The organism is Blastococcus sp. SYSU D00813 (genome assembly GCF_054050735.1).
Genome location: NZ_JBJGZX010000010.1, coordinates 1 through 18,113, shown reverse-complemented (window position 1 = coordinate 18,113; position 18,113 = coordinate 1). Strand labels below are relative to the sequence as shown.

At 77.5% G+C, this 18,113-nt stretch carries 16 protein-coding genes; 8 read left to right on the top strand and 8 right to left on the bottom strand.

Annotated features, from left to right (window positions below):
• Positions 1-135 precede the first annotated feature (135 nt).
• Entirely contained in the window at positions 136-354 is a 219-nt protein-coding gene (locus ACI8AX_RS09080) for a DUF3073 domain-containing protein (RefSeq protein WP_456549479.1), read from the bottom strand.
• 185 nt (positions 355-539) lie between these two features.
• The gene (locus ACI8AX_RS09075) at positions 540-1,604 is read right to left on the bottom strand and encodes a Glu/Leu/Phe/Val family dehydrogenase (protein WP_456549478.1); all 1,065 of its coding nucleotides are present in this window, start codon (positions 1,602-1,604) and stop codon (positions 540-542) included.
• A 248-nt stretch (positions 1,605-1,852) separates the two neighbouring features.
• Between ACI8AX_RS09075 and ACI8AX_RS09070 the strand changes: the two genes are divergently transcribed.
• Complete coding sequence (locus tag ACI8AX_RS09070) at positions 1,853-3,187, top strand: M23 family metallopeptidase (RefSeq protein WP_456549477.1); 1,335 nt, start codon at positions 1,853-1,855, stop codon at positions 3,185-3,187.
• Positions 3,188-3,261: 74 nt separating this feature from the next.
• Here ACI8AX_RS09070 and ACI8AX_RS09065 read toward each other — a convergent pair whose 3' ends face one another.
• Complete coding sequence (locus ACI8AX_RS09065; RefSeq protein ID WP_456549476.1) at positions 3,262-3,780, bottom strand: hypothetical protein; 519 nt, start codon at positions 3,778-3,780, stop codon at positions 3,262-3,264.
• Between the two features lie 60 nt (positions 3,781-3,840).
• Between ACI8AX_RS09065 and ACI8AX_RS09060 the strand changes: the two genes are divergently transcribed.
• From ACI8AX_RS09060 to mftG, 3 genes are read left to right on the top strand one after another with little or no spacing between them, the layout of a single operon-like run.
• Positions 3,841-4,707 (top strand): MBL fold metallo-hydrolase, encoded by an 867-nt coding sequence (locus tag ACI8AX_RS09060; protein WP_456549475.1) that lies wholly within the window; start codon positions 3,841-3,843, stop codon positions 4,705-4,707.
• A complete protein-coding gene (locus tag ACI8AX_RS09055) occupies positions 4,704-6,032 on the top strand; it encodes a class I adenylate-forming enzyme family protein (RefSeq protein WP_456549474.1) in 1,329 nt (442 codons plus the stop codon). Before ACI8AX_RS09060 ends, ACI8AX_RS09055 begins: the two co-directional genes overlap by 4 nt.
• The gene (gene mftG, locus ACI8AX_RS09050) at positions 6,025-7,542 is read left to right on the top strand and encodes a mycofactocin dehydrogenase MftG (RefSeq protein ID WP_456549473.1); all 1,518 of its coding nucleotides are present in this window, start codon (positions 6,025-6,027) and stop codon (positions 7,540-7,542) included. Before ACI8AX_RS09055 ends, mftG begins: the two co-directional genes overlap by 8 nt.
• 3 nt (positions 7,543-7,545) lie before the next feature.
• Here the strand turns inward: mftG and ACI8AX_RS09045 are convergent, their stop codons facing one another.
• Both ACI8AX_RS09045 and ACI8AX_RS09040 read right to left on the bottom strand, forming a co-directional pair.
• Positions 7,546-9,621, bottom strand: coding sequence for a transglycosylase domain-containing protein (locus ACI8AX_RS09045; RefSeq protein ID WP_456549472.1), 2,076 nt, complete (start codon positions 9,619-9,621; stop codon positions 7,546-7,548).
• Between the two features lie 171 nt (positions 9,622-9,792).
• Entirely contained in the window at positions 9,793-9,999 is a 207-nt protein-coding gene (locus tag ACI8AX_RS09040; protein WP_456549471.1) for a hypothetical protein, read from the bottom strand.
• Positions 10,000-10,196: 197 nt separating this feature from the next.
• On the opposite strand from ACI8AX_RS09040, the gene ACI8AX_RS09035 reads away from it, so the two are divergent.
• From ACI8AX_RS09035 to ACI8AX_RS09020, 4 genes are all read left to right on the top strand, one after another.
• Positions 10,197-10,907 (top strand): phosphodiesterase, encoded by a 711-nt coding sequence (locus ACI8AX_RS09035; RefSeq protein ID WP_456549470.1) that lies wholly within the window; start codon positions 10,197-10,199, stop codon positions 10,905-10,907.
• Between the two features lie 103 nt (positions 10,908-11,010).
• Positions 11,011-11,901 carry a hypothetical protein gene (locus tag ACI8AX_RS09030; RefSeq protein ID WP_456549469.1) on the top strand — a complete coding sequence of 297 codons (891 nt, stop codon included), beginning with the start codon at positions 11,011-11,013 and terminating at the stop codon, positions 11,899-11,901.
• Positions 11,898-13,592: an NAD(P)/FAD-dependent oxidoreductase gene (locus ACI8AX_RS09025; RefSeq protein WP_456549468.1), complete on the top strand. Its 1,695-nt coding sequence runs from the start codon at positions 11,898-11,900 to the stop codon at positions 13,590-13,592. Before ACI8AX_RS09030 ends, ACI8AX_RS09025 begins: the two co-directional genes overlap by 4 nt.
• A 128-nt stretch (positions 13,593-13,720) precedes the next feature.
• The gene (locus ACI8AX_RS09020) at positions 13,721-14,743 is read left to right on the top strand and encodes a glycosyltransferase (protein WP_456549467.1); all 1,023 of its coding nucleotides are present in this window, start codon (positions 13,721-13,723) and stop codon (positions 14,741-14,743) included.
• Between the two features lie 110 nt (positions 14,744-14,853).
• On the opposite strand, the gene ACI8AX_RS09015 is transcribed toward ACI8AX_RS09020, so the two are convergent.
• The 3 genes from ACI8AX_RS09015 to ACI8AX_RS09005 are packed head-to-tail and all read right to left on the bottom strand — an operon-like array spanning position 14,854 to position 17,721.
• Positions 14,854-16,047: a PucR family transcriptional regulator gene (locus tag ACI8AX_RS09015; protein ID WP_456549466.1), complete on the bottom strand. Its 1,194-nt coding sequence runs from the start codon at positions 16,045-16,047 to the stop codon at positions 14,854-14,856.
• 49 nt (positions 16,048-16,096) lie between these two features.
• Positions 16,097-17,359, bottom strand: coding sequence for an NAD(P)/FAD-dependent oxidoreductase (locus ACI8AX_RS09010; RefSeq protein WP_456549465.1), 1,263 nt, complete (start codon positions 17,357-17,359; stop codon positions 16,097-16,099).
• 38 nt (positions 17,360-17,397) lie between these two features.
• The gene (locus ACI8AX_RS09005; RefSeq protein WP_456549464.1) at positions 17,398-17,721 is read right to left on the bottom strand and encodes a TraR/DksA family transcriptional regulator; all 324 of its coding nucleotides are present in this window, start codon (positions 17,719-17,721) and stop codon (positions 17,398-17,400) included.
• Positions 17,722-18,113: the final 392 nt, after the last annotated feature.

Here is an 18,113-nt window from a genome sequence, read left to right as displayed (position 1 = left end):
CCCGCACCGTGGACGGCGAGGGAGGACGCGGTGCGGTCGGAGGACGCCGCCGTGCCGTGGGGAGCCCCCCGCCGGGCACGACGGCACCGCCGCCCCGCGGAGGGACGGCGGTGCTGCGTCAGGCCGGCCCGCCGGTCAGCGGGTGGCGGCCCAGTCGTCGTCCGAGTCGTCGTCCGCCCAGCGGTCGGCGTACTCGTCGTCGTCCTCGTCGTCGTCCTTCGCCGCGGGCGGCGTGTAGGTCGACGGAGAACCGGCCAGCTCGCGCTGCAGCGCGGAGAGGTCGGTGTTCGGTGAGCTGTACTTGAGCTCACGGGCCACGCGTGTCTGCTTGGCCTTCGCTCGGCCGCGCCCCATCGGCTCGACCCCCTCGTTACGGAGTACGGGAGCCCAGCTCCGGGCTGAGCGGCCCGCGTGGCGACCCCGACTGAGTGACTGTGTCTCGACCGAGCTTACGACACCGGACGACGGCGAGCACACGTCGTCCCCTCCTGGTCGCCCGTCCGGGGGGAGGGTGTGACGAGCGCCTCAGCCCGGGAGGGTCAGCGCGGGAGCCGGATGGTGGCCAGCCGGCCGACCGAGCGCATGCGCTCCTCGGCGAGCCGGTCGGCCGCGACGGCGGGGGAGACGCCCTCGGCGTCGGCCGCCTGGAGCACCCGGAGCGTGGTGTCGAAGATGCCCGCCGCCCGGGCCTCGGCCCGCGCGAAGTCGAAGCCGTGCCGCTCGTCCTCGACCTGGATGACGCCGCCGGCGTTGACCAGGTAGTCGGGGGCGTAGAGGACGCCGCGCCGCAGGAGGAGGTCCGCCGTCCCCTCGTGGGCCAGCTGGTTGTTCGCCCCGCCGCACACGATCTCGGCCTCGAGCACCGCGACGGTCTCGTCGTCCAGGGCGCCGCCGAGCGCGCAGGGCGCGTAGACGTCGGCGGGGGTGCGCACGAGGGCGGCGGTGTCGGCGACGGCCGCGACGCCGGGGTGACGGGCCTGCGTCCGCTGGACCGCGCGGGCGTCCACGTCGGTCACGACGACGTCGGCGCCGTCCTCGACCAGCCGGTCGACCAGCCAGCTGCCGACCTTGCCCACGCCGGCGACCGCGACGCGGCGGCCGGCCAGCGTCGGCTTGCCCCAGCGGTGCTGCGCCGCCGCCCGCATCCCCTGGAAGACGCCGTAGGCCGTGAGCACCGAGGAGTCCCCGCAGCCGCCGACGGCCAGCGACCGGCCGTGGGCGAACCGGGTCTCCCGGGCGACGACGTCGAGGTCGGCGTTGTAGGTGCCGACATCGCAGGCGGTCAGGTAGCGGCCGCCCAGGGCCTCCACGAACCGGCCGTAGGCGCGCAGCAGGGCCTCGGTCTTGTCGGTGCGCGGGTCCCCGATGATGACGGCCTTGCCGCCGCCGAGGTCGAGGCCGGCGAGGCTGTTCTTGTAGGCCATCGCCTTCGACAGCGCGAGCGCGTCGGCGACCGCGGCCTCCTCGCTGGGATACGGGTGGAACCGCGTGCCGCCGAGCGCCGGGCCCAGCGCCGTGGAGTAGACCGCGATGACCGCGCGCAGTCCCGACGCCGGGTCGGAGCAGAAGACCACCTGTTCGTGACCGGAGCCGAAGACGTCCACGGGCCCAGCCTAGAGAAGGGACCCCGTCGCCCCCGTCTCCCGCGAGCCCGCGCCGGGCCCCGGCGGCGGGGCCGGTGTGCCGCGGCGCACGTTCCGGGAGAAATCCGGCCGGAAGCCCTCAAGGTCCCCCGGTCGGGTGACGAAAGGAGAAGGGACAGGAGTGCTCGGGTGCGGCTCCTGTGACGGGACGTCACCGGATCGATGCCGCACTCGGCTCCAGCCGACCCTCTTCCCCAGGGAGCGACAGCATGCTGCACGGCCACGCCCGTCGCCGGACGCCGGCGACCCGGACCAGCGCCGGCCGCCGTCCGCGCGGCCTGCGCGTCGCCCTCGCCGGCGCGCTGGCCGCGGTCGCGCTCCTCGTCACCGCCGGCCCCGCGCTGGCCGTGCCCGTCAACCCCACCGACGAGCAGATCGCCGACGCCCGGGCCGCGCAGGACGCCGCCGCGGCCGAGGTCGGCCGCATCGCCGCCCTGGTGGCCGGCGCCGAGGCCGAGCTCGAGCGGATGACCGTGCAGGCCGAGGCCGCCGGCACCGCCTACATGGCCGCCGAGGAGGCCCTGCAGCTCGCCCAGGCCGCGGCCGACGAGGCCGCCGCGCAGCTGCAGGCCGCCGCGGACGCCGTCGCCGCCGCCCGCGCCCGCATCGGGACCTTCGCCCGCGACAGCTACATGAACGGCAGCCAGCTGACCACGACCCGCGCCCTGCTCGACGCCGAGGGCCCGGCCGAGCTCGTGCAGCGCGCCGCCCTGCTGGAGTACGTCGGCGACACCCAGGTCGACGTCCTCGACTCCCTCGAGGTCGCCCGGGTGGAGCAGGCCAACGCCGAGTCCGCCGCCCGCGCCGCCCGCGACCAGATGGCCGCCGCCGAGGCGCAGGCCGCCGCCGCCAAGCAGGCCGCCGACGAGCAGGCCGCCGCGGCGCAGGCCGCCTACAGCGAGGTCTCCGCCCAGCGCGACGCCTACCAGCAGCAGCTGCAGGCCGCGGAGATCCGGCTCCTGCAGCTGCAGGGTGCCCGCGACGCCTACCAGCAGTGGCAGCAGCAGAAGGCCGCCGAGGAGGCCGCGGCCGCCGCGGCCGCCGAGCGGGGGGCCCGCGAGGCCGCGGCCGCGGCCGCCGCCGCGCAGGACCGGGCGCAGTCCGGCGGCGGCTCCTCCGCGGGCGGCTCAGGCGGGACCGGCCCCTACGTCAAGCCGACCTCGGGCCGCACGACCAGCTGCTTCGGCGCCCGCTGGGGCACCAGCCACAACGGCATGGACATCGCCGCCCCGATCGGCACCCCGATCTACGCCGCCCACAGCGGCGTGGTCGCCCGGGCCGGCACGGCCACCGGCTTCGGCCTCGCCGTCTACATCAAGGGCGACGACGGCGCGGTGACCGTCTACGGGCACGTCAACCGGTACTTCGTCTCCGCGGGCGAGCGGGTGACCGCCGGCGAGCAGATCGCCGAGGTCGGCAACCGCGGCCAGTCCACCGGCCCGCACCTGCACTTCGAGGTGCACCCGAGCGGCGCCATGTACTCGGGCGCGGTCAACCCGGCGCCGTGGCTGCGTGCCCGCGGGGTCGCCATCAGCGGCTGCTGACCCGCACCCCCGACGACGGAGCGGCCCGCCACCCCTCAGGGGTGGCGGGCCGCTGTGCGCCGGGCGGGAGGACGTCAGGTGCAGTTCGCGGTGCCGTACTCGTCCACGGCGGTCCCGGAGGGCCCGGTGAAGACGTTCTGGAACTCGGTGGCCGCGTCCGCCAGCTGCTGGGCCCCCTCGGGCGTCGCCAGGTCGACCGAGTTGGCGGTGTCGGCGAACGAGCGGAGCGCGTCACCGAGGACGCCCCAGTCCTCGGCGATCTCGGCCGGCGGCTCGGCGGCGTCGAAGGCGGCCGAGGCCTCGTTCAGCGCCGGCGGGATGCTGTCGGGAGCGGAGGGGTCGACGGCGCTGAGGGCCGTGACGAACTCCTCGGCCTGGGCGCAGAACGCGGCGACGTCGCCGTCGCCGGAGGCCCCGGCCGACTCAGAGGAGCCGCCGGACGAGGAGGACGAGGACGACGAGGACGACGAGGACGACGACGAGGAGGACGACGACGAGCTGTCGCTGTCGTCGTCGCCCCCGCAGCCGGAGAGCAGCAGGACGGCGGCGGCCGTGGCGACCGCGGGGCGGGCCAGGCGTCGGAGTGCGCGCATGAGCAGGGACGTTAACCGCCCGGCAGACGGGTCGCAGGCCGCCCCGCTAGCGTCCGGGACGTGGACGCACCCCTGGACCCACGGGTCACCTGGGACCTACCCGCCCCCGGCGCCATGCCGCGCACGGCGCAGCTGGAGCCGCTGGTCACCCGCGTGCTGGCGCCCAACCCGTCGGGGATGACGCTCGACGGCACCAACACCTACGTGGTCGGTGAGCCGGGCAGCGGCCAGGCGGTGCTCGTGGACCCCGGCCCCGACGACGCCGCGCACCTGGCCGCGGTGGAGGAGGCGCTGGCCGCCCGCGACGCCCGCTGCGTCGCCGTCCTCGTCACCCACCACCACGGCGACCACGCCGACGCCGCGCAGCCGTGGGGCGCCCGGTTCGGGGCCCGGGTCGCCGCCGCGGACCCGCGCGTGGCCGGTCCCGGCGGCCGGGTGCTCGAGGCCGGCGAGCGGCTGCGGCTGGCCGGGACCACGCTGGACGTCGTCGCCACCCCCGGCCACTGCGCCGACCACCTGGCCTTCCGCGTCGACTCCGGCGCGGTGCTCGTCGGCGACCACGTGCTCGGCCGCGGCACGTCCGTCGTCACCCACCCCGAGGGGGACGTCGCCGCCTACCTGGAGTCGCTGCGCCGGGTGTACGACCTGGGCCCCAGCGCCCTCTACTGCGGCCACGGGCCCGAGCTCACCGAGGACCCGCTCGCGGTGCTCGACTTCTACCTGGCCCACCGCGCGTTCCGGGAGGCGCAGGTGCTCGCCGCCGTCGAGGCCGGCGCCGGCAGCGTCGAGGACCTGGTCGCCACCATCTACGCGGCCTACCCGCGGGAGGTGTGGCCGGCCGCCCGTTCCTCCACCCGCTCCATGCTCGACAAGCTGGCGGCCGAGGGCCGGCTCGTGGTGACCGGCGACGAGGTCCGTCCGGCATGACCCCGGTGCCGGTCGTGCGGGCCGCCGAGAGCGAGCGCGACCAGCGGCGCGCGGCGGCGGCCCTCGCGGCGGCCGGCGTGCGGCGGGGGGACCGGCTGCTCGTCTCGGCGGCCGCGTCGCCGGCGCTGCTCGCCGTCGTCCTGGGCGCGCTGCGCACCGGCGTCGTCCCCGTGGTGCTGGACCCGGCGCTGCCGGCCGGCGAGCGGGCGGAGCTGGCCGCCGACGCCGACCCGGCGCTGGACGTGGGCGCCGAGCCCGGGCGGCTGCTCGAGGACACCGCGGAGGCCGAGCTGGCCGACGTCCCGCTCGCCCGGCCGATGCACTACACGTCCGGCACCACCGGCCGGCGCAAGGGCGTGTGGTCCGGCGTGCTCGCCGAGGACGACGCCCGCGCGCTGGCGGCCGAGGAGATCGGGCTCTGGGGCTTCGGGCCCGGCGACCGGCACCTCGTCCTCTCCCCGCTGCACCACTCCGCGCCGCTGCGGTTCTCGGTCCACACGCTGCTCGCCGGCGGCGAGGTGCTGCTGCCCGGCCCCTTCGACGCCGCGCGGGCGGCCGCCGTCATCGCCCGCGAGCGCCCCACGACCACCTTCTGCGTGCCCACCCACCTGCAGCGGCTGCTGGCGCTGTCGTCCCCCGCCGACCCCGTGGACTGGTCCTCGTTCCGGCGCCTGGTGCACGCGGGCGCGCCCTGCCCCGAGCCGGTCAAGCGCGCGGTGCTCGCCGCGGCCCCGGCGGGCAGCGTGTGGGAGTTCTACGGCTCGACGGAGGCGCAGTTCACCGTCTGCTCCCCCGACGACTGGCTGGCGCACCCCGGGAGCGTGGGGCGGGCACGGCCGGGCCGGGCGCTGGAGACCGACGAGCGCGGCCAGCTGTGGTGCGCGGTGCCGCGCTGGGCGCGCTTCGAGTACTGGCGGGCGCCGGACAAGACCGCCGCGGCCTGGCGGGGGGACCGGGTCACCGTCGGGGACCTCGGCCGGGTGGACGACGACGGCGTCGTCTGGCTCGACGGCCGGCGCGAGGACCTGGTCATCTCCGGCGGCGTCAACGTCTACCCGGCCGAGGTCGAGGCGGTGCTCGACGCGCACCCCGGGGTGGTGGAGAGCGCCGTGGTCGGCGTCCCCGACGCCGAGTGGGGGCAGCGCGTCGTGGCCGCCTTCGTGGGGGACGCCGACCCGGCCGAGCTCGCGGCCTGGGCGCGGGAGCGGCTCTCGCCGGCGAAGCGGCCCAAGAGCCTGCACCCGGTCGCGGAGCTGCCCCGCACCTCCACCGGCAAGGTGCGCCGGCTCGACCTCCCGGGCGTGCTGGGTCTCGCGGGTGGCTGACCTGCCCCGGGAGGCCGACGTCGTCGTGGTCGGCGCGGGGACCTCCGGCTGCGCGCTGGCCGCCCGGCTGGCGGAGGCCGGCCGCGCGGTGCTGCTGCTCGAGGCGGGCCCGGCAGAGCCGCCGCCGGAGACACGGGACGCCACGACGATGCGCGCGGCCGTCCCCGGCTCGCCGGCCGCGGTGGAGGTGCCCACCGAGCTGACGCCCGCGGTGACCCGGTCGGTCGTGCGCGGCCGCGGCGCCGGCGGGTCGAGCGCCGTCAACGGGTGCTACTTCGTCCGCGCCACGCCGGCCGACTGCGACGGCTGGGGTGTGCCGGAGTGGTCCTGGGAGGCGGTGCTCCCGGCCTTCCGGCGGCTGGAGGCCGACCGGGAGTACGGCGGCTCGCCGCTGCACGGTGCCGACGGCCCGGTGCCGGTGACCCGGCCCGCGCCCGGGTACGGGCCCGCCGCCGCCTTCGCCGCCGCGGCGGCGGCGCTGGGCGTGCCGGCCGAGCCGGACAAGAACGGGGGCGGCGCCCCCGGGTGCGGGCCGCTGCCGTCGAACGCCGTCGACGGGCTGCGGGTCAGCGCCGCGACGGCGTACCTGCGCGGGCAGCCGGGGCTGACGGTGCGCGGCGGGGTGCGGGTGACCCGCGTGCTGGTCGAGGGCGGGCGGGCGGCCGGCGTGGTCACCGACGCCGGTCCGGTGCGCGCCGCCGAGGTGGTGCTGGCCGCGGGGGCGGTCGGCTCCCCGGAGCTCCTGCTGCGCTCGGGCATCGGCCCGGCGGACGCGCTGCGGGCGCTCGGCCTGCCCGTCACGGCCGACGTCCCGGGGGTGGGCGAGGGGCTGAGCGACCACCCCATGGTCCAGGTGCCGTGGCGCCCGGCTGCGGGGTTCCCCGCGCCGCCCGGGCTCGCCCTGCAGCAGGTGCTGCACGCGGCCCCGGACGGCGCGCCCGGCGGGATCGAGGTGCTGCCGTGGTTCCGCTCCTTCGCCGCGCTGCTGCCGCCGTGGCGGGCGGCGCCGGCCGACGACGGCGTCCTGTCCCTCGGCGTCTCGCTGCTGCGGCCGGCGAGCCGCGGCCGGCTGACCCTGCGCTCGGCCGACCCGGGGCGGGCGCCCCGCCTGGCGTACGGCTACCTGTCCTCCGCGGACGACCGGGCCGGGATGCGGGCCGGCGTCCGGTTCGCCGTGGAGCTGCTGCGCACCGCGCCGCTGGCCGCCCTCGGCGTACCCGACGGCCCGCCCGGCGACGCGCTGTCGGACGACGTCCTCGCCGACGACGCCGCGCTCGACGGGTGGGTCGGCCGGCACCTGGGGACGGCGGTGCACCTGTGCGGCAGCGCGCGGATGGGGCCCGACGGCGACCCCGGCGCGGTCGTGGACGGGCGGCTGCGGGTGCGCGGGGTGGACGGGCTGCGCGTGGCCGACACCTCGGTGCTGCCGACCGTGCCCTCGCGGGGGACGGCGGCGACCGCGGTCATGGTCGGCGAGCGGGCGGCCGAGCTGGTTCCCGCGACCGCCTGAGCGTCACGGGCCGGGTGGTCCGCCCTGCGGGCCGGGGCCCTGCGGTCCCGGGCCCGGGGACGTGGGCGCCGGGGGCGCCAGCGGCAACCCGGCCGGCGGGAAGGGCACGGCCGGCTCGGCCGACAGCACCGGCAGCATCGCGTCGTGCCAGACCCGGGCGCCGCGGCCGCCGCCGAAGCTGCCGACGTCCTGGTTCCGCTTCGGGTTGAGCGCCATCACGCTCGCCGCGTACCGGGGCGTGTAGCCCACGAAGGCGACCGAGAAGCGGTTCTGGCTGGTGCCGGTCTTGCCCGCCACCCGGTGGCCTGGGATCCGCGCCTCGAGCCCGGTCCCGTACGGCGCCTCGGTGTCGCCGACCAGCACCTGGTTGAGGGTGGTCGCCACCGCCGGCGGGATGGCCTCCGGCGTGCAGTCCGTGGTCGGGACGACCGGCGGACCCCCCGGCTCCAGGGAGAAGGGCCCGCCGGCGGCGTCGGACAGGGCCACGACCGGCACCGGCGCGCAGCGGGTGCCGTTGGCCGCCAGCGTCGAGTAGGCGCTGGCCAGCGCCAGGGGGCTGGTGGCCTCCGCGCCGAGGGTGAAGGACCCGCGGTTCTCGGCGACGACCTGGTCGGCGATGGGGTCGAGGGAGAACAGGCCCATCCGCTGGGCCGCCCGGACCGGCCGCTCGACGCTGCCCAGCTGGTCCTCCAGCGCCACGAAGTAGGTGTTGGAGCTGCGGACCAGTGCCTCGGCCATGGTCAGCGTCGGCGGGTAGTTGCCGACGTTGGCCACGGTGTAGGGGGCGGTCCCGTTGCGGTAGACCGACGACACGTAGGGGCTGGGTGTGGTGATCACGTGGTACGGCGGGAAGCCGGCCTCCAGGGCCGCGGCCGCCACGAACGTCTTGTAGGTCGAGCCCGCGCCCTGGCTGGCCGCCACGTTGAGGTTGACCGACTCCTGCGCGGGGTCGGCCACGTCGTAGCCGAAGACCCGGTTGACGCTCATCGCCAGGACGTGCCCGGTGCCCGGCTCGACGGCGGTGAACATGATGGCCAGCGGGTGGCCCATGGGCAGCTCGGCCAGCACGGCGGCGTCGCCGGACCGCTGCAGGTCCGGCCGCAGCGTCGTCTGCACCACCAGCCCGCCGGCGTCGATGGTCTCCTGCGGGATGCCCAGCGTCTGGGTCAGGTACTGCTGGACGTAGTCGCAGAAGAAGCCGCCGACGACCGCGTCGATGCAGCCGTTGCGCGGCGGCGGTTCGGGCAGCACCTCGACCGGCCGCCCGGCGAGCTCGTCGAACTGGACCCGGGTGATGTCGCCGACCTCCAGCATCCGCTCGAGCACCTGGTCGCGGCGCACGACGGCCCGCGCGGGGTCGGCGAGCGGGTTGTCGGCCGTCGGCGTGCGCACCAGGCCGGCGAGCATCGCGGCCTGGGCCAGCGTGAGGTCGGCGGCGTCGACGGAGAAGTACCGGCGGGCCGCGGCCTGCACCCCGTACGCGCCCTCGCCGAAGTACACCGTGTTGAGGTAGCGGGTGAGGATCTCGTCCTTGGAGTAGGTCTCCTCGAGGCTCAGGGCCAGCCGCGCCTCCCGCAGCTTGCGGCCGACGCTCTCCTCCGTGGCGGCCTGCCGCTCCTCGGCCTCGGTCGCCGTCTGCAGCAGGGTCTGCTTGACCAGCTGCTGGGTGATCGTGGAACCCCCCTCCTGCACCGACCCGGCCAGGACGTTGCGGGCCAGGGCGCGCAGCGTGCCCTCGACGTCGAGGCCCTGGTGCTCGTAGAAGCGGCGGTCCTCGATCGCCACGAGCGCCTGGCGCATGACGCCGGCGATCCGGTCCCCCGGCACGGGCTGCCGGTTCCGCTCGTAGAAGTACGTGATCACCGAGCCGTCGGCCGCCAGGACGACGCTGGGCCCGGGGAAGGTCTGGTCGGTGAGCTCCACCGGCAGCGGGGCCAGCAGGTCGGCCGAGGACTGGGCGGCCAGCCCGGAGCCGACGACCCAGGGCGCCAGCGAGGCGGCCACGAGCGCTCCGGCCAGCGGGATCGCGACGAACAGCAGAGCCGCCGCGCGGAGGCGCGGATGGCGGCGCCTGGCCATGTCTGGACCCTGCCCGTCCCGTGGGCCCGTGCCCGGTCCGCCCGGGCATCCCCCTCGAGCAGCGATCATCTCCACGGCGCGGGCCGGCGACAAGCCGGAGCCGGACGGGATCGTCCGGAGCGTCCCGGCGGCGCTGTGCCGCAGCCGCCGGGACGCCGGGTCTGGGGGAGATCAGCGGATGGCGGTGATCTCCGAGGTGCCGGTCTCGGTCAGCGGGGACCAGGCGTCGGGGTGGGGCCGGCCGGTCTGGGCGGCCCACGCGGCGGCGGGCGCCGCGCCCTTGCGGGTGGCCGGCCGGGCGCTCAGGGCGACGATGAGCGCGAGCAGCACCAGCAGCCCGACGAGGATCCCACCGATGACCAGGAGCGTCGTGAACATGTACCGAACGTAAGGGGGTGACCGGTCCGTGTCACCGGCTCCGGGGTGGCAGATCCGCACGGACATCCCGCCCGTGTTGTGCAGGTCCTGCCAGTCGACCAGGTGGCGGACCGGTGGCGGGCTGGCGACCGGTGTGCGACGGGAGCCGGACCGGCCGGCTGGGTAGGGGAGCGGCGTCCCACGACAGGAGGCCGCTGGTGAGCACCGTCCCCGACCTGGCCGGCAGGGCCGTCGCCGCGCCGCTGGGCGCCCTCGCCCGCCGGCGGCGCGGCAAGCCGATGCACCCGCGCGGGGTGGTGGTGACCGGCGTCCTCGAGCGGACCGGCGGCCCGGGCACCGGCGTCGCGTGGCTCGACCGGCCGGCCCGCGACGAGGTCGTGGTGCGGCTCAGCCGGGGCATCGGGTTCCCCGCGCCGTGGCCGGACCTCCTCGGGCTCGCCGTCCGCGTGCCCGACGCCGGCGGGCCGGTGGACCTGCTGCTCTCGTCGACCGGACGCGGGGCGCTGACCCGGCTGGTGCCGGCGTTCCGTTCCGACGCCGGCCGCTCCTTCTGCTCGATCATGGGCTACCGCTCGCCGGCCGGGACCCTGCGGTTCGCGGCGGAGGCGGCCGACGGCGTCGGGCCGGTGCCCTCCGACCCGGAGCCGCTGCTCGCCGCGCTGCGCGACCGGCCGCTGCGGTACGCCCTCGCCGTCGCCCGCGGGCTCGGCACCTGGCAGCCCTTCGCCACGCTGACCCTCGGCCACCCGGTGGAGGAGCCCGACCCGGACCTGCGCTTCGACGCCGTCCGGCACCCGCCGCCGCAGCTGACCGCCGACGGGCCGATGGCGCGGTTCCGCGCGCCGGCCTACGCCCGGGCGCAGCAGGAACGCGCCGCAGCGGAGGAGGCGCGGTCGCCCGGCTCCTGACCGTCGTCCGGGAGGGCGGAAAGGCGGGTGACAGCGGCAGGGGCCGGTGGTTCGATCCTCCCGTCCGACCGCAGCACGGGGGCCGCACCTGCTGGGAGCCTGCATGCGCACGGTCTCTGCCCCCGCCCGCGCCGGAGCCCGCGCCCCTGGGACGGCCGGCGCCACCCGCCGGGTGCTGCCGGCGATGCGTGTCCTGCTCGGGGTGTTCAGCGCCCTGACCGCCCTCGCGGTCGTCGCCCTGTTCGTCCTCGCCGAGCAGACCGACGAGACGTTCGCCTGGACGATCCAGCCACCCCTCACCGCGGCGTTCCTCGGCGCCGGGTACGCCGCCGGCTGCGTGCTGGTGGTCCTCTCGCTGCGGCGCTCCGCGTGGGCCGACGTCCGGGTGCCGGTGGGGACCGTGCTCGTCTTCGTCGTCCTCACCCTGGCGGCCACGCTGCTCCACCTGGACCGGTTCCACCTCGACCCGGACACCTCGGGAGCCGTGGCCGTGGCCGCCGGGTGGTTCTGGCTGGCCGTCTACGTGACCGTGCCGGTGGGGATGGTCGCCACGCTGTGGCCGCAGGAGCGGGCCCCGGGGGCCGATCCCCCGGCCCGCGCGCCGCTGCCGCGGGTGCTGCGCGTGGCGCTGGCGGCCGAGTCCGTCGTCCTCACGGCCGTCGGCGCGGCGCTGTTCGCGGCGCCGGGGACGGCGACGGCGCTGTGGCCCTGGCCGCTCACGCCGCTGACCGCGCGGGTCGTGGCGGCCTGGCTCGTCGCCTTCGGGCTGGCCACCGCGCTGGCGGCGGTGGCGGGGGACCTGCAGCGGCTGCGCACGGCGGCGGTCGCCTACACGGTGTTCGGGGTGCTGGTCGCGGTCGCGGTGGCCCGCTTCGCCGACACGGTGGCGTGGGGCGACCCGGCGGCCTGGGTGTTCGCGGCGGCGACGGTGGCGGTCGTCGCCACCGGCGCCACGGGCTGGCGGCTCGCCGCGGCGCACGGGGACGGCCGGTGACCGGGGTGCCGCCCCGGGCGGCGCTGCTCGTGGTCACCCGGGACGACGACGTCCGCGGGCGGATCTGCGCGGAGCTCGACCGCCGCTACGGGCGGGAGTTCGTGGTCGTGTCCTGTCCCGATGCCGCGGCGGTCCCGGCCGAGCTGGCCGCCCGCGGCGAGCCGGACGTCGCCGTCGTCTTCGCCGGCCTGGGCGACGCGGACCCCGACGGGCTGGCGGTGCTCCGCAGACTGCACGCGGGCCGGCCGGCGAGCGTGGCCGTCGCCCTCGTGCGCTGGGGCGCCTGGGACACCGCCCGGCCGATCTTCGAGGCGATCACCCTGGGGCAGATCGACCGGTGGGTCGCCGCGCCGGAGGAGGCCGGGGACCCCGAGTTCCACCGGCTGGTCAGCGAGTTCCTCGAGGAGTGGTCGACGCGGCGCGGTGGCGGCTTCGAGGCGGTGCGGGTGATCGGGGAGCGGTGGTCGGAGCGCACGCAGGGCCTGCGCGACACGCTGACCCGCAACCGCATCCCGCTGGGCTTCTACGACTCGTCGTCGGAGGAGGGGCGGGCGCTGCTGGCCGGCCTGGGGCTGACCCGTCCGCGGCTGCCGGTCGTCGTCCTGCGGTTCAAGCCCGAGCGCACGGTCCTGGAGGACCCGTCGGACCTCGAGATCGCCGAGGCCTTCGGGCTGTTCACCCCGCTGGACCCGGACACCGTCTGGGACGTCGTCGTCGTGGGCGCCGGGCCGGCCGGGCTGGGCGCCAGCGTGTACGCCGCCTCCGAGGGACTGGCGACGCTCGTCGTGGAGCCGGAGGCCATCGGCGGCCAGGCCGGCACCAGCTCGCTGATCCGCAACTACGCCGGCTTCCCGATGGGCGTCAGCGGCAGCCGGCTGGCCTTCAACGCCTACCAGCAGGCCTGGTCGTTCGGCAGCACGTTCCACTTCATGCGCGGGGCCGTCGGCCTCCGCGGCGACGAGGGGCTGCACCACCTCGACCTCTCCGACGGCACCTCCGTGGCGGCGCGGACGGTCGTCCTGGCCACCGGGGCCAGCTGGCGGCGGCTCGGCGTGCCGGAGCTCGAGGCGCTCGTCGGGCGCGGCGTCTTCTACGGCGCGGCGGTGAGCGAGGCGCCGGCGATGCGCGGGCGGTCGGTCTTCGTCGTCGGCGGCGGCAACTCGGCCGGCCAGGCGGCGGTGCACCTGTCCCGCTACGCCGAGCGGGTCACCGTGGTCGTGCGGCGCCCGGGCCTCGCCGAGACGATGTCGGACTACCTGCTCAAGGAGCTCGAGGCGCTGCCCAACGTCATCGTCCGCGGCCGCGCCCAGGTCGTCGGTGGGACCGGCTCCGCCTTCCTGGAGACGATCGTCCTGCGTGACCTCGACACCGGCGAGGAGACCGTGGACTCCGGCGCCCTGTTCCTGCTCATCGGCAGCGAGCCGCACACCGGCTGGCTGGAGGGGACCGTCGCCCGCGACCGCTGGGGCTTCGTGCTCACCGGGCCCGCGCTGGACCGGGACTCCTGGCCCCTCGACCGGCCGCCGGCCCTGCTCGAGACGAGCGTCCCGGGGGTGTTCGCCGCCGGGGACGTGCGGTCCGGGTCGGTCAAGCGGTGCGCGTCGGCAGTGGGGGAGGGCGCTCTGGTCGTGACGCAGATCCACGCTCACCTGGCCGGGCTGCGCGCGGCCGCCGCTCCCCCCTTGGGGTGACGCAGGCCACCCGGGTGACCACGGGCGGTTGCCGGGGTGGATGCTGGGTAGCCGGACAGGGACCGAAGTCCCATCGAGAGCACCGCCCCTGCCGTCGCGTGCTCGGCGTCAGGAGGAGTGCCGTCCGAGTGGACCCCGAACGACCACCGCGGGCAGCAGGCACGACCGGGCTGCCCGCGATCCGGGTGGCCTCGGTCCCGCACCGCGACCCGTACGTGGACGCCGTGCTGCCCGACGGCGTCGTCCGCGTCGGCCCCGACCACCGGCCGAGCCCCTGGCTGGACCCCGCGTACCTGACGGCGCACGCCGGCGAGGTCGACGTGGTGCACGTGCACACCGGGTTCGGGCACCTGCCCGAGGACGAGGTCGTCTGCTTCACCGAGGCGGTCCGCCGCACCGGCGTCCCGCTGGTGGTCACCGTGCACCAGCTGCGCGACCCCGCCCAGACGCGGCCGGCGCGGCACGAGGCGCACCTGCGCGCCCTCCTGGACACCGCGGAGGTCGTCTTCACGCTGACCCCCGGTGCCGCCGACGAGATCGCCGAGCGCTACGGGCGGACGGCGATCGTCGTGGCGCACCCGTCCCTCGCCGCGCCCGACCCCGGGGTCGGCGGCGAGCGCGGCCTGGTGGGGCTGGCCCTGCGCTCGGGCGCCTCCGTGCCCGACCCCGCCGGCGTCGTCCGCGCCGCCCTGCACGGGGCCCTCAACGGCGGCGGGCGGCTGCGGGTGTTCGTCGAGCCCGGGTACCGGCTGCCCGACCTGGGGAACCTGGCCGACAGCGCGGCCCTGGAACTGGTCGTGCTCGACGAGGACCGCTGGCCGGCCCAGCTCCAGGAGCTGCACGTCGCGGTGCTGCCGGAGTGCTGCGGCACGCACTCCTCGGAGCTGGAGGTCTGCCGCGACGTGGGCACCCGCGTGGTCGCGCCCAGCTGCGGCTGGTTCGCCGACCAGTGGTCGGACGTCGTGACCTACGGCAACGACGAGGAGCGCGGCTTCGACCCGGTGTCGCTGAACGGCGCCGTCGCCGCGGCGCTCACCCGTCCGGCGCCGCGTCCGGCCGACCGGGCGTGGCGGGAGCAGCAGCGGGCGGCGGTGCGCGACGTCCACGCGCAGGTGTACGCCCAGGTCGTCGGGGACCGCGTCCCGGGCTGACCGCGGCGGGACCCGTGGGCGTCGCACCCACCGGCGTCGCACCCACCGGCCTCGCACCCACCGGCCTCGCACCCACCGGCCTCGCACCCACCGGCCTCCGCCGCGCACCCTCAGGGCTCGGCGGGCAGCGGCCGCGCCGGCCAGTCGAGCAGCCGCGCTCCCATCGCCGCCGTGTGGAGGGCGAACCGCTGGTCGGGGTCGGCGACGCCGTGCCCGGTCAGCTCGGCGACCCGCGCGAGCCGGTAGGTCACCGTGCGGACGGAGACGTGCAGCCGCCGGGCGGCTTCGGTGGCGACGTCCCCGGCGGCGAAGTAGGCCAGCAGGGTCTCCAGGAGCGGCGCGGCGCCCCCGCGGGCGCGCTCCAGCGGGCCGAGGACGTCGCGGACCAGGTCGACCATCGCCGCCTGGTCGCGGCCGAGGACCCGGTGCACCAGCAGGTCGCGCGGGTCCACCACCTCGGTGTCGAGGTCCAGCCGGTCGGCCAGCGCCAGCGCCTCGCGCGCCTCCTCGTAGGACCGGGCGACGCCGTACGCCCCGGGGAACGCCCGGCCGGCCGCCACCCGCCAGAAACGACGGGTGCGGCCCAGCTCCTCGTGCAGCGCGACCCCGAGGGCGAGGCCGGAGCCGGACGACGGTCCGCCGGGCGCGCCCGGGACGACGACGACCACCCGCCCGTCCTTGGTGGCGACGAGCACGTCGCGGTCGCCGAAGCGGTCGACGACCCGCCGCTCGAGGGCGATCGCCGCGCGGTCGACGGCGACGTCGCCGTCCCCGGGCTGGGCGAGGGCCACGTGGTGCGGCGCGCCGAGGTCGATGCCGAACGGCTCCGCCCGCTGCACCATGCGCGAGACGTCGGCGTCTCCGCGCAGCAGGTCGTCGACGAACTCGCGCCGCAGCGACTCCTCGTGGCGGATGAGCGCCCGCCGCTCGGCCTGGTGGCCGTCGACGAGCACCCCGACGGCGTCGTCGAGCACCCGGAGCACCGCCTCCGCCGCCGTCCGCACCTTCTCCGGGTCGGCGGAACGGGCGACCGCGGGCAGCTGCCGCCACAGCCGCCAGGCGGCGGACAGGTAGAGGTCGACCGCGGCGCCGGCGGCGACGCCCCGCGCGGCGGCCTGCCGGCCCAGCTCCCGGACCGCCTCCAGGTCCTGGGGCAGCGGGCGGCGGCCGGTGATGGCGGCCTCGGCCAGCATCGGCAGGTACCCGCCCAGCAGCTCGGCCGGCACCCGGCAGGAGGCGGCCGCCGACGTGCCCACGGCGGTCAGCCAGTCCTCCGGCGGGTCCGGCGTCCCGCTGTCGGTCATGTCCCCTCCCGTGCCGCTCCGGCGCCGGCCGGCCCGGGGCGAGGGCCGGTCAGCGGAGCGGGTCGAAGGGGGCCAGCTCCGGCGGGGCCTCCCCCTTGAGCACCGTCTGGGCCACCAGCATGCCGGTGACCGGGCCGAGGGCGATGCCCCACATCCCGTGGCCGCCGGCCACGACCACCCGCTCGGCGGAGGTCGGGCCCAGCAGCGGCAGCCCGTCGGGGGTGCACGGCCGGGAGCCGACCCACTCGTCGCGCCGGTCGTCGAGGTCGACGCCCTGCAGGAAGGGGCGGACGGCGTCGGCGATCGCGCGCACCCGGCGCGGGTCCGGTGGCTCGTCGGGACGGCGGAACTCCATCATCCCGGCCACCCGCAGCCGGTCGCCCAGCGGCGTGCAGGCGACCCGCTGCCGCGGGAAGTACAGCGGGCCGCGGGGCATCCGCTCGACCGGGACGCTGAAGCTGTACCCCCGGCCGGCCTGCACCGGCTGCCGGACGCCGAACCGGCCCGCCAGCGCGCCCAGCCAGGCGCCCGTGGCGAGGACGACGGCGTCGTGCCGCTGCCGCTCCCCGGCGGCGGTGACGACGACGGCGCTCCCGGGCCGCTCGACCACGTCGTCGACCGCGACCCCCTCGACCAGCTCGCCGCCACGGGCCCGAACCGCGTCGGCCAGCGCCCGCAGGTAGGCGGGTGGGTCCAGGTAGCGCTGGCCGCGGACCTCGACGGCCGCACCGACCTCGGCGGTCAGCGAGCGCTCGACCGCGCGCGCCCGCCACCCCGTCACCGGCCCGAACGCGGTGTCCAGGCCGGCGTCGCGGACGTGTTCGAGCTCGGCGAGCAGGCCGCCGGCCTCCCGCTCGTGCCGGAAGCACGCCAGCAACGGCGCAGCCTCCCGGGTCGGGGTGGCCACCCCGCCGGCGGCGAGGGCGTCGAAGGCGTCCAGGGCCCGCCCGCTGAGCGGAGTGAGGGCAGCCAGGCCCCGCCGCCAGCTGCGGCCGGTGCTGTGCCGCACGAAGGAGCCGAGGAAGCGCAGCAGGGCCGGGTCGGCGCGCAGCGGGACGTAGACCGGCGACCGCGGGCTGAGCACCGCCCGCAGGCCGTACCGCAGCACCGCGGGCTCGGGCAGCGGCGCCGTCAGGCCGGGGGTGAGCCACCCGGCGTTGCCCCACGAGGCGCCGGCGGCCACGTGGTCGCGCTCGTAGACGGTGACCTGGGCCCCGCCCTCCTGCAGGAACCAGGCCGTGGCCAGGCCGACCATGCCGGCGCCGACCACGGCGACCTGCCGCGGCGGGCGGGCTGCGGACGTGGCGGGCACTCTTCCTCCCGGGGCGGGTGGGGGTGTGGGCGTCGCCGTCAGCGGGCGGGCGTCTGGCAGGAGACGCAGGTGGCGGCGAACGGCCGGAACTCCAGCCGCGCCTCGGGGACCGCCGTGCCGCACTGCACGCAGACGCCGTAGGTGCCGGCGGCGATCCGCTCCAGGGCCGCGTCGATCTCCTCGATGGTCCGCAGGAGGGTCGCACTGCGCGTGACGGCCACCGGGTCGGGCAGCGAGGCGACGGTCTCGGCCAGCGCCGCCTCCCGCTGCCGGACGCAGTCGGCGCGCTGGGTCTCCAGGACCGCCCGGAACGGGGCCCACCGGTCCGAGCCGGTCGAGGTGGGGGTGGTGACCGCGGTCATGGGTTCCTCCTGGTGTGACGGGCCCCGGTGGACCGGGACGGGTGCGACGCCAGACGCCTCGGGGGAGGCACGGACGCGCGGGACCCGGCGGCGCCTCGGGGGTGCTGCGGGGGAGCGGGGCGTGGGCCCGGCGCTCAGCTGCCCGGCGGACGGTGGCGGGCGGGGGACGGCGGAGCCGTGCTCGTCATGTCCCCTCCTCCCGCCGGAACGACTGGCGCGCCCTCCGGGACCGGAGGGCGCGTCTCCAGCATGGGGGCGACCGGAGGGGTGGGGGAACGGCAACGACCGGCGACTTCGGCCCGTCCGTGGTTGCCGGTGACCGGCAACGAGGTCCGTGCAGGCAGGACGAGGGGGCGTGCCCGGCGGCGGGCCGGTCGCCCGGGGAGGTGTCG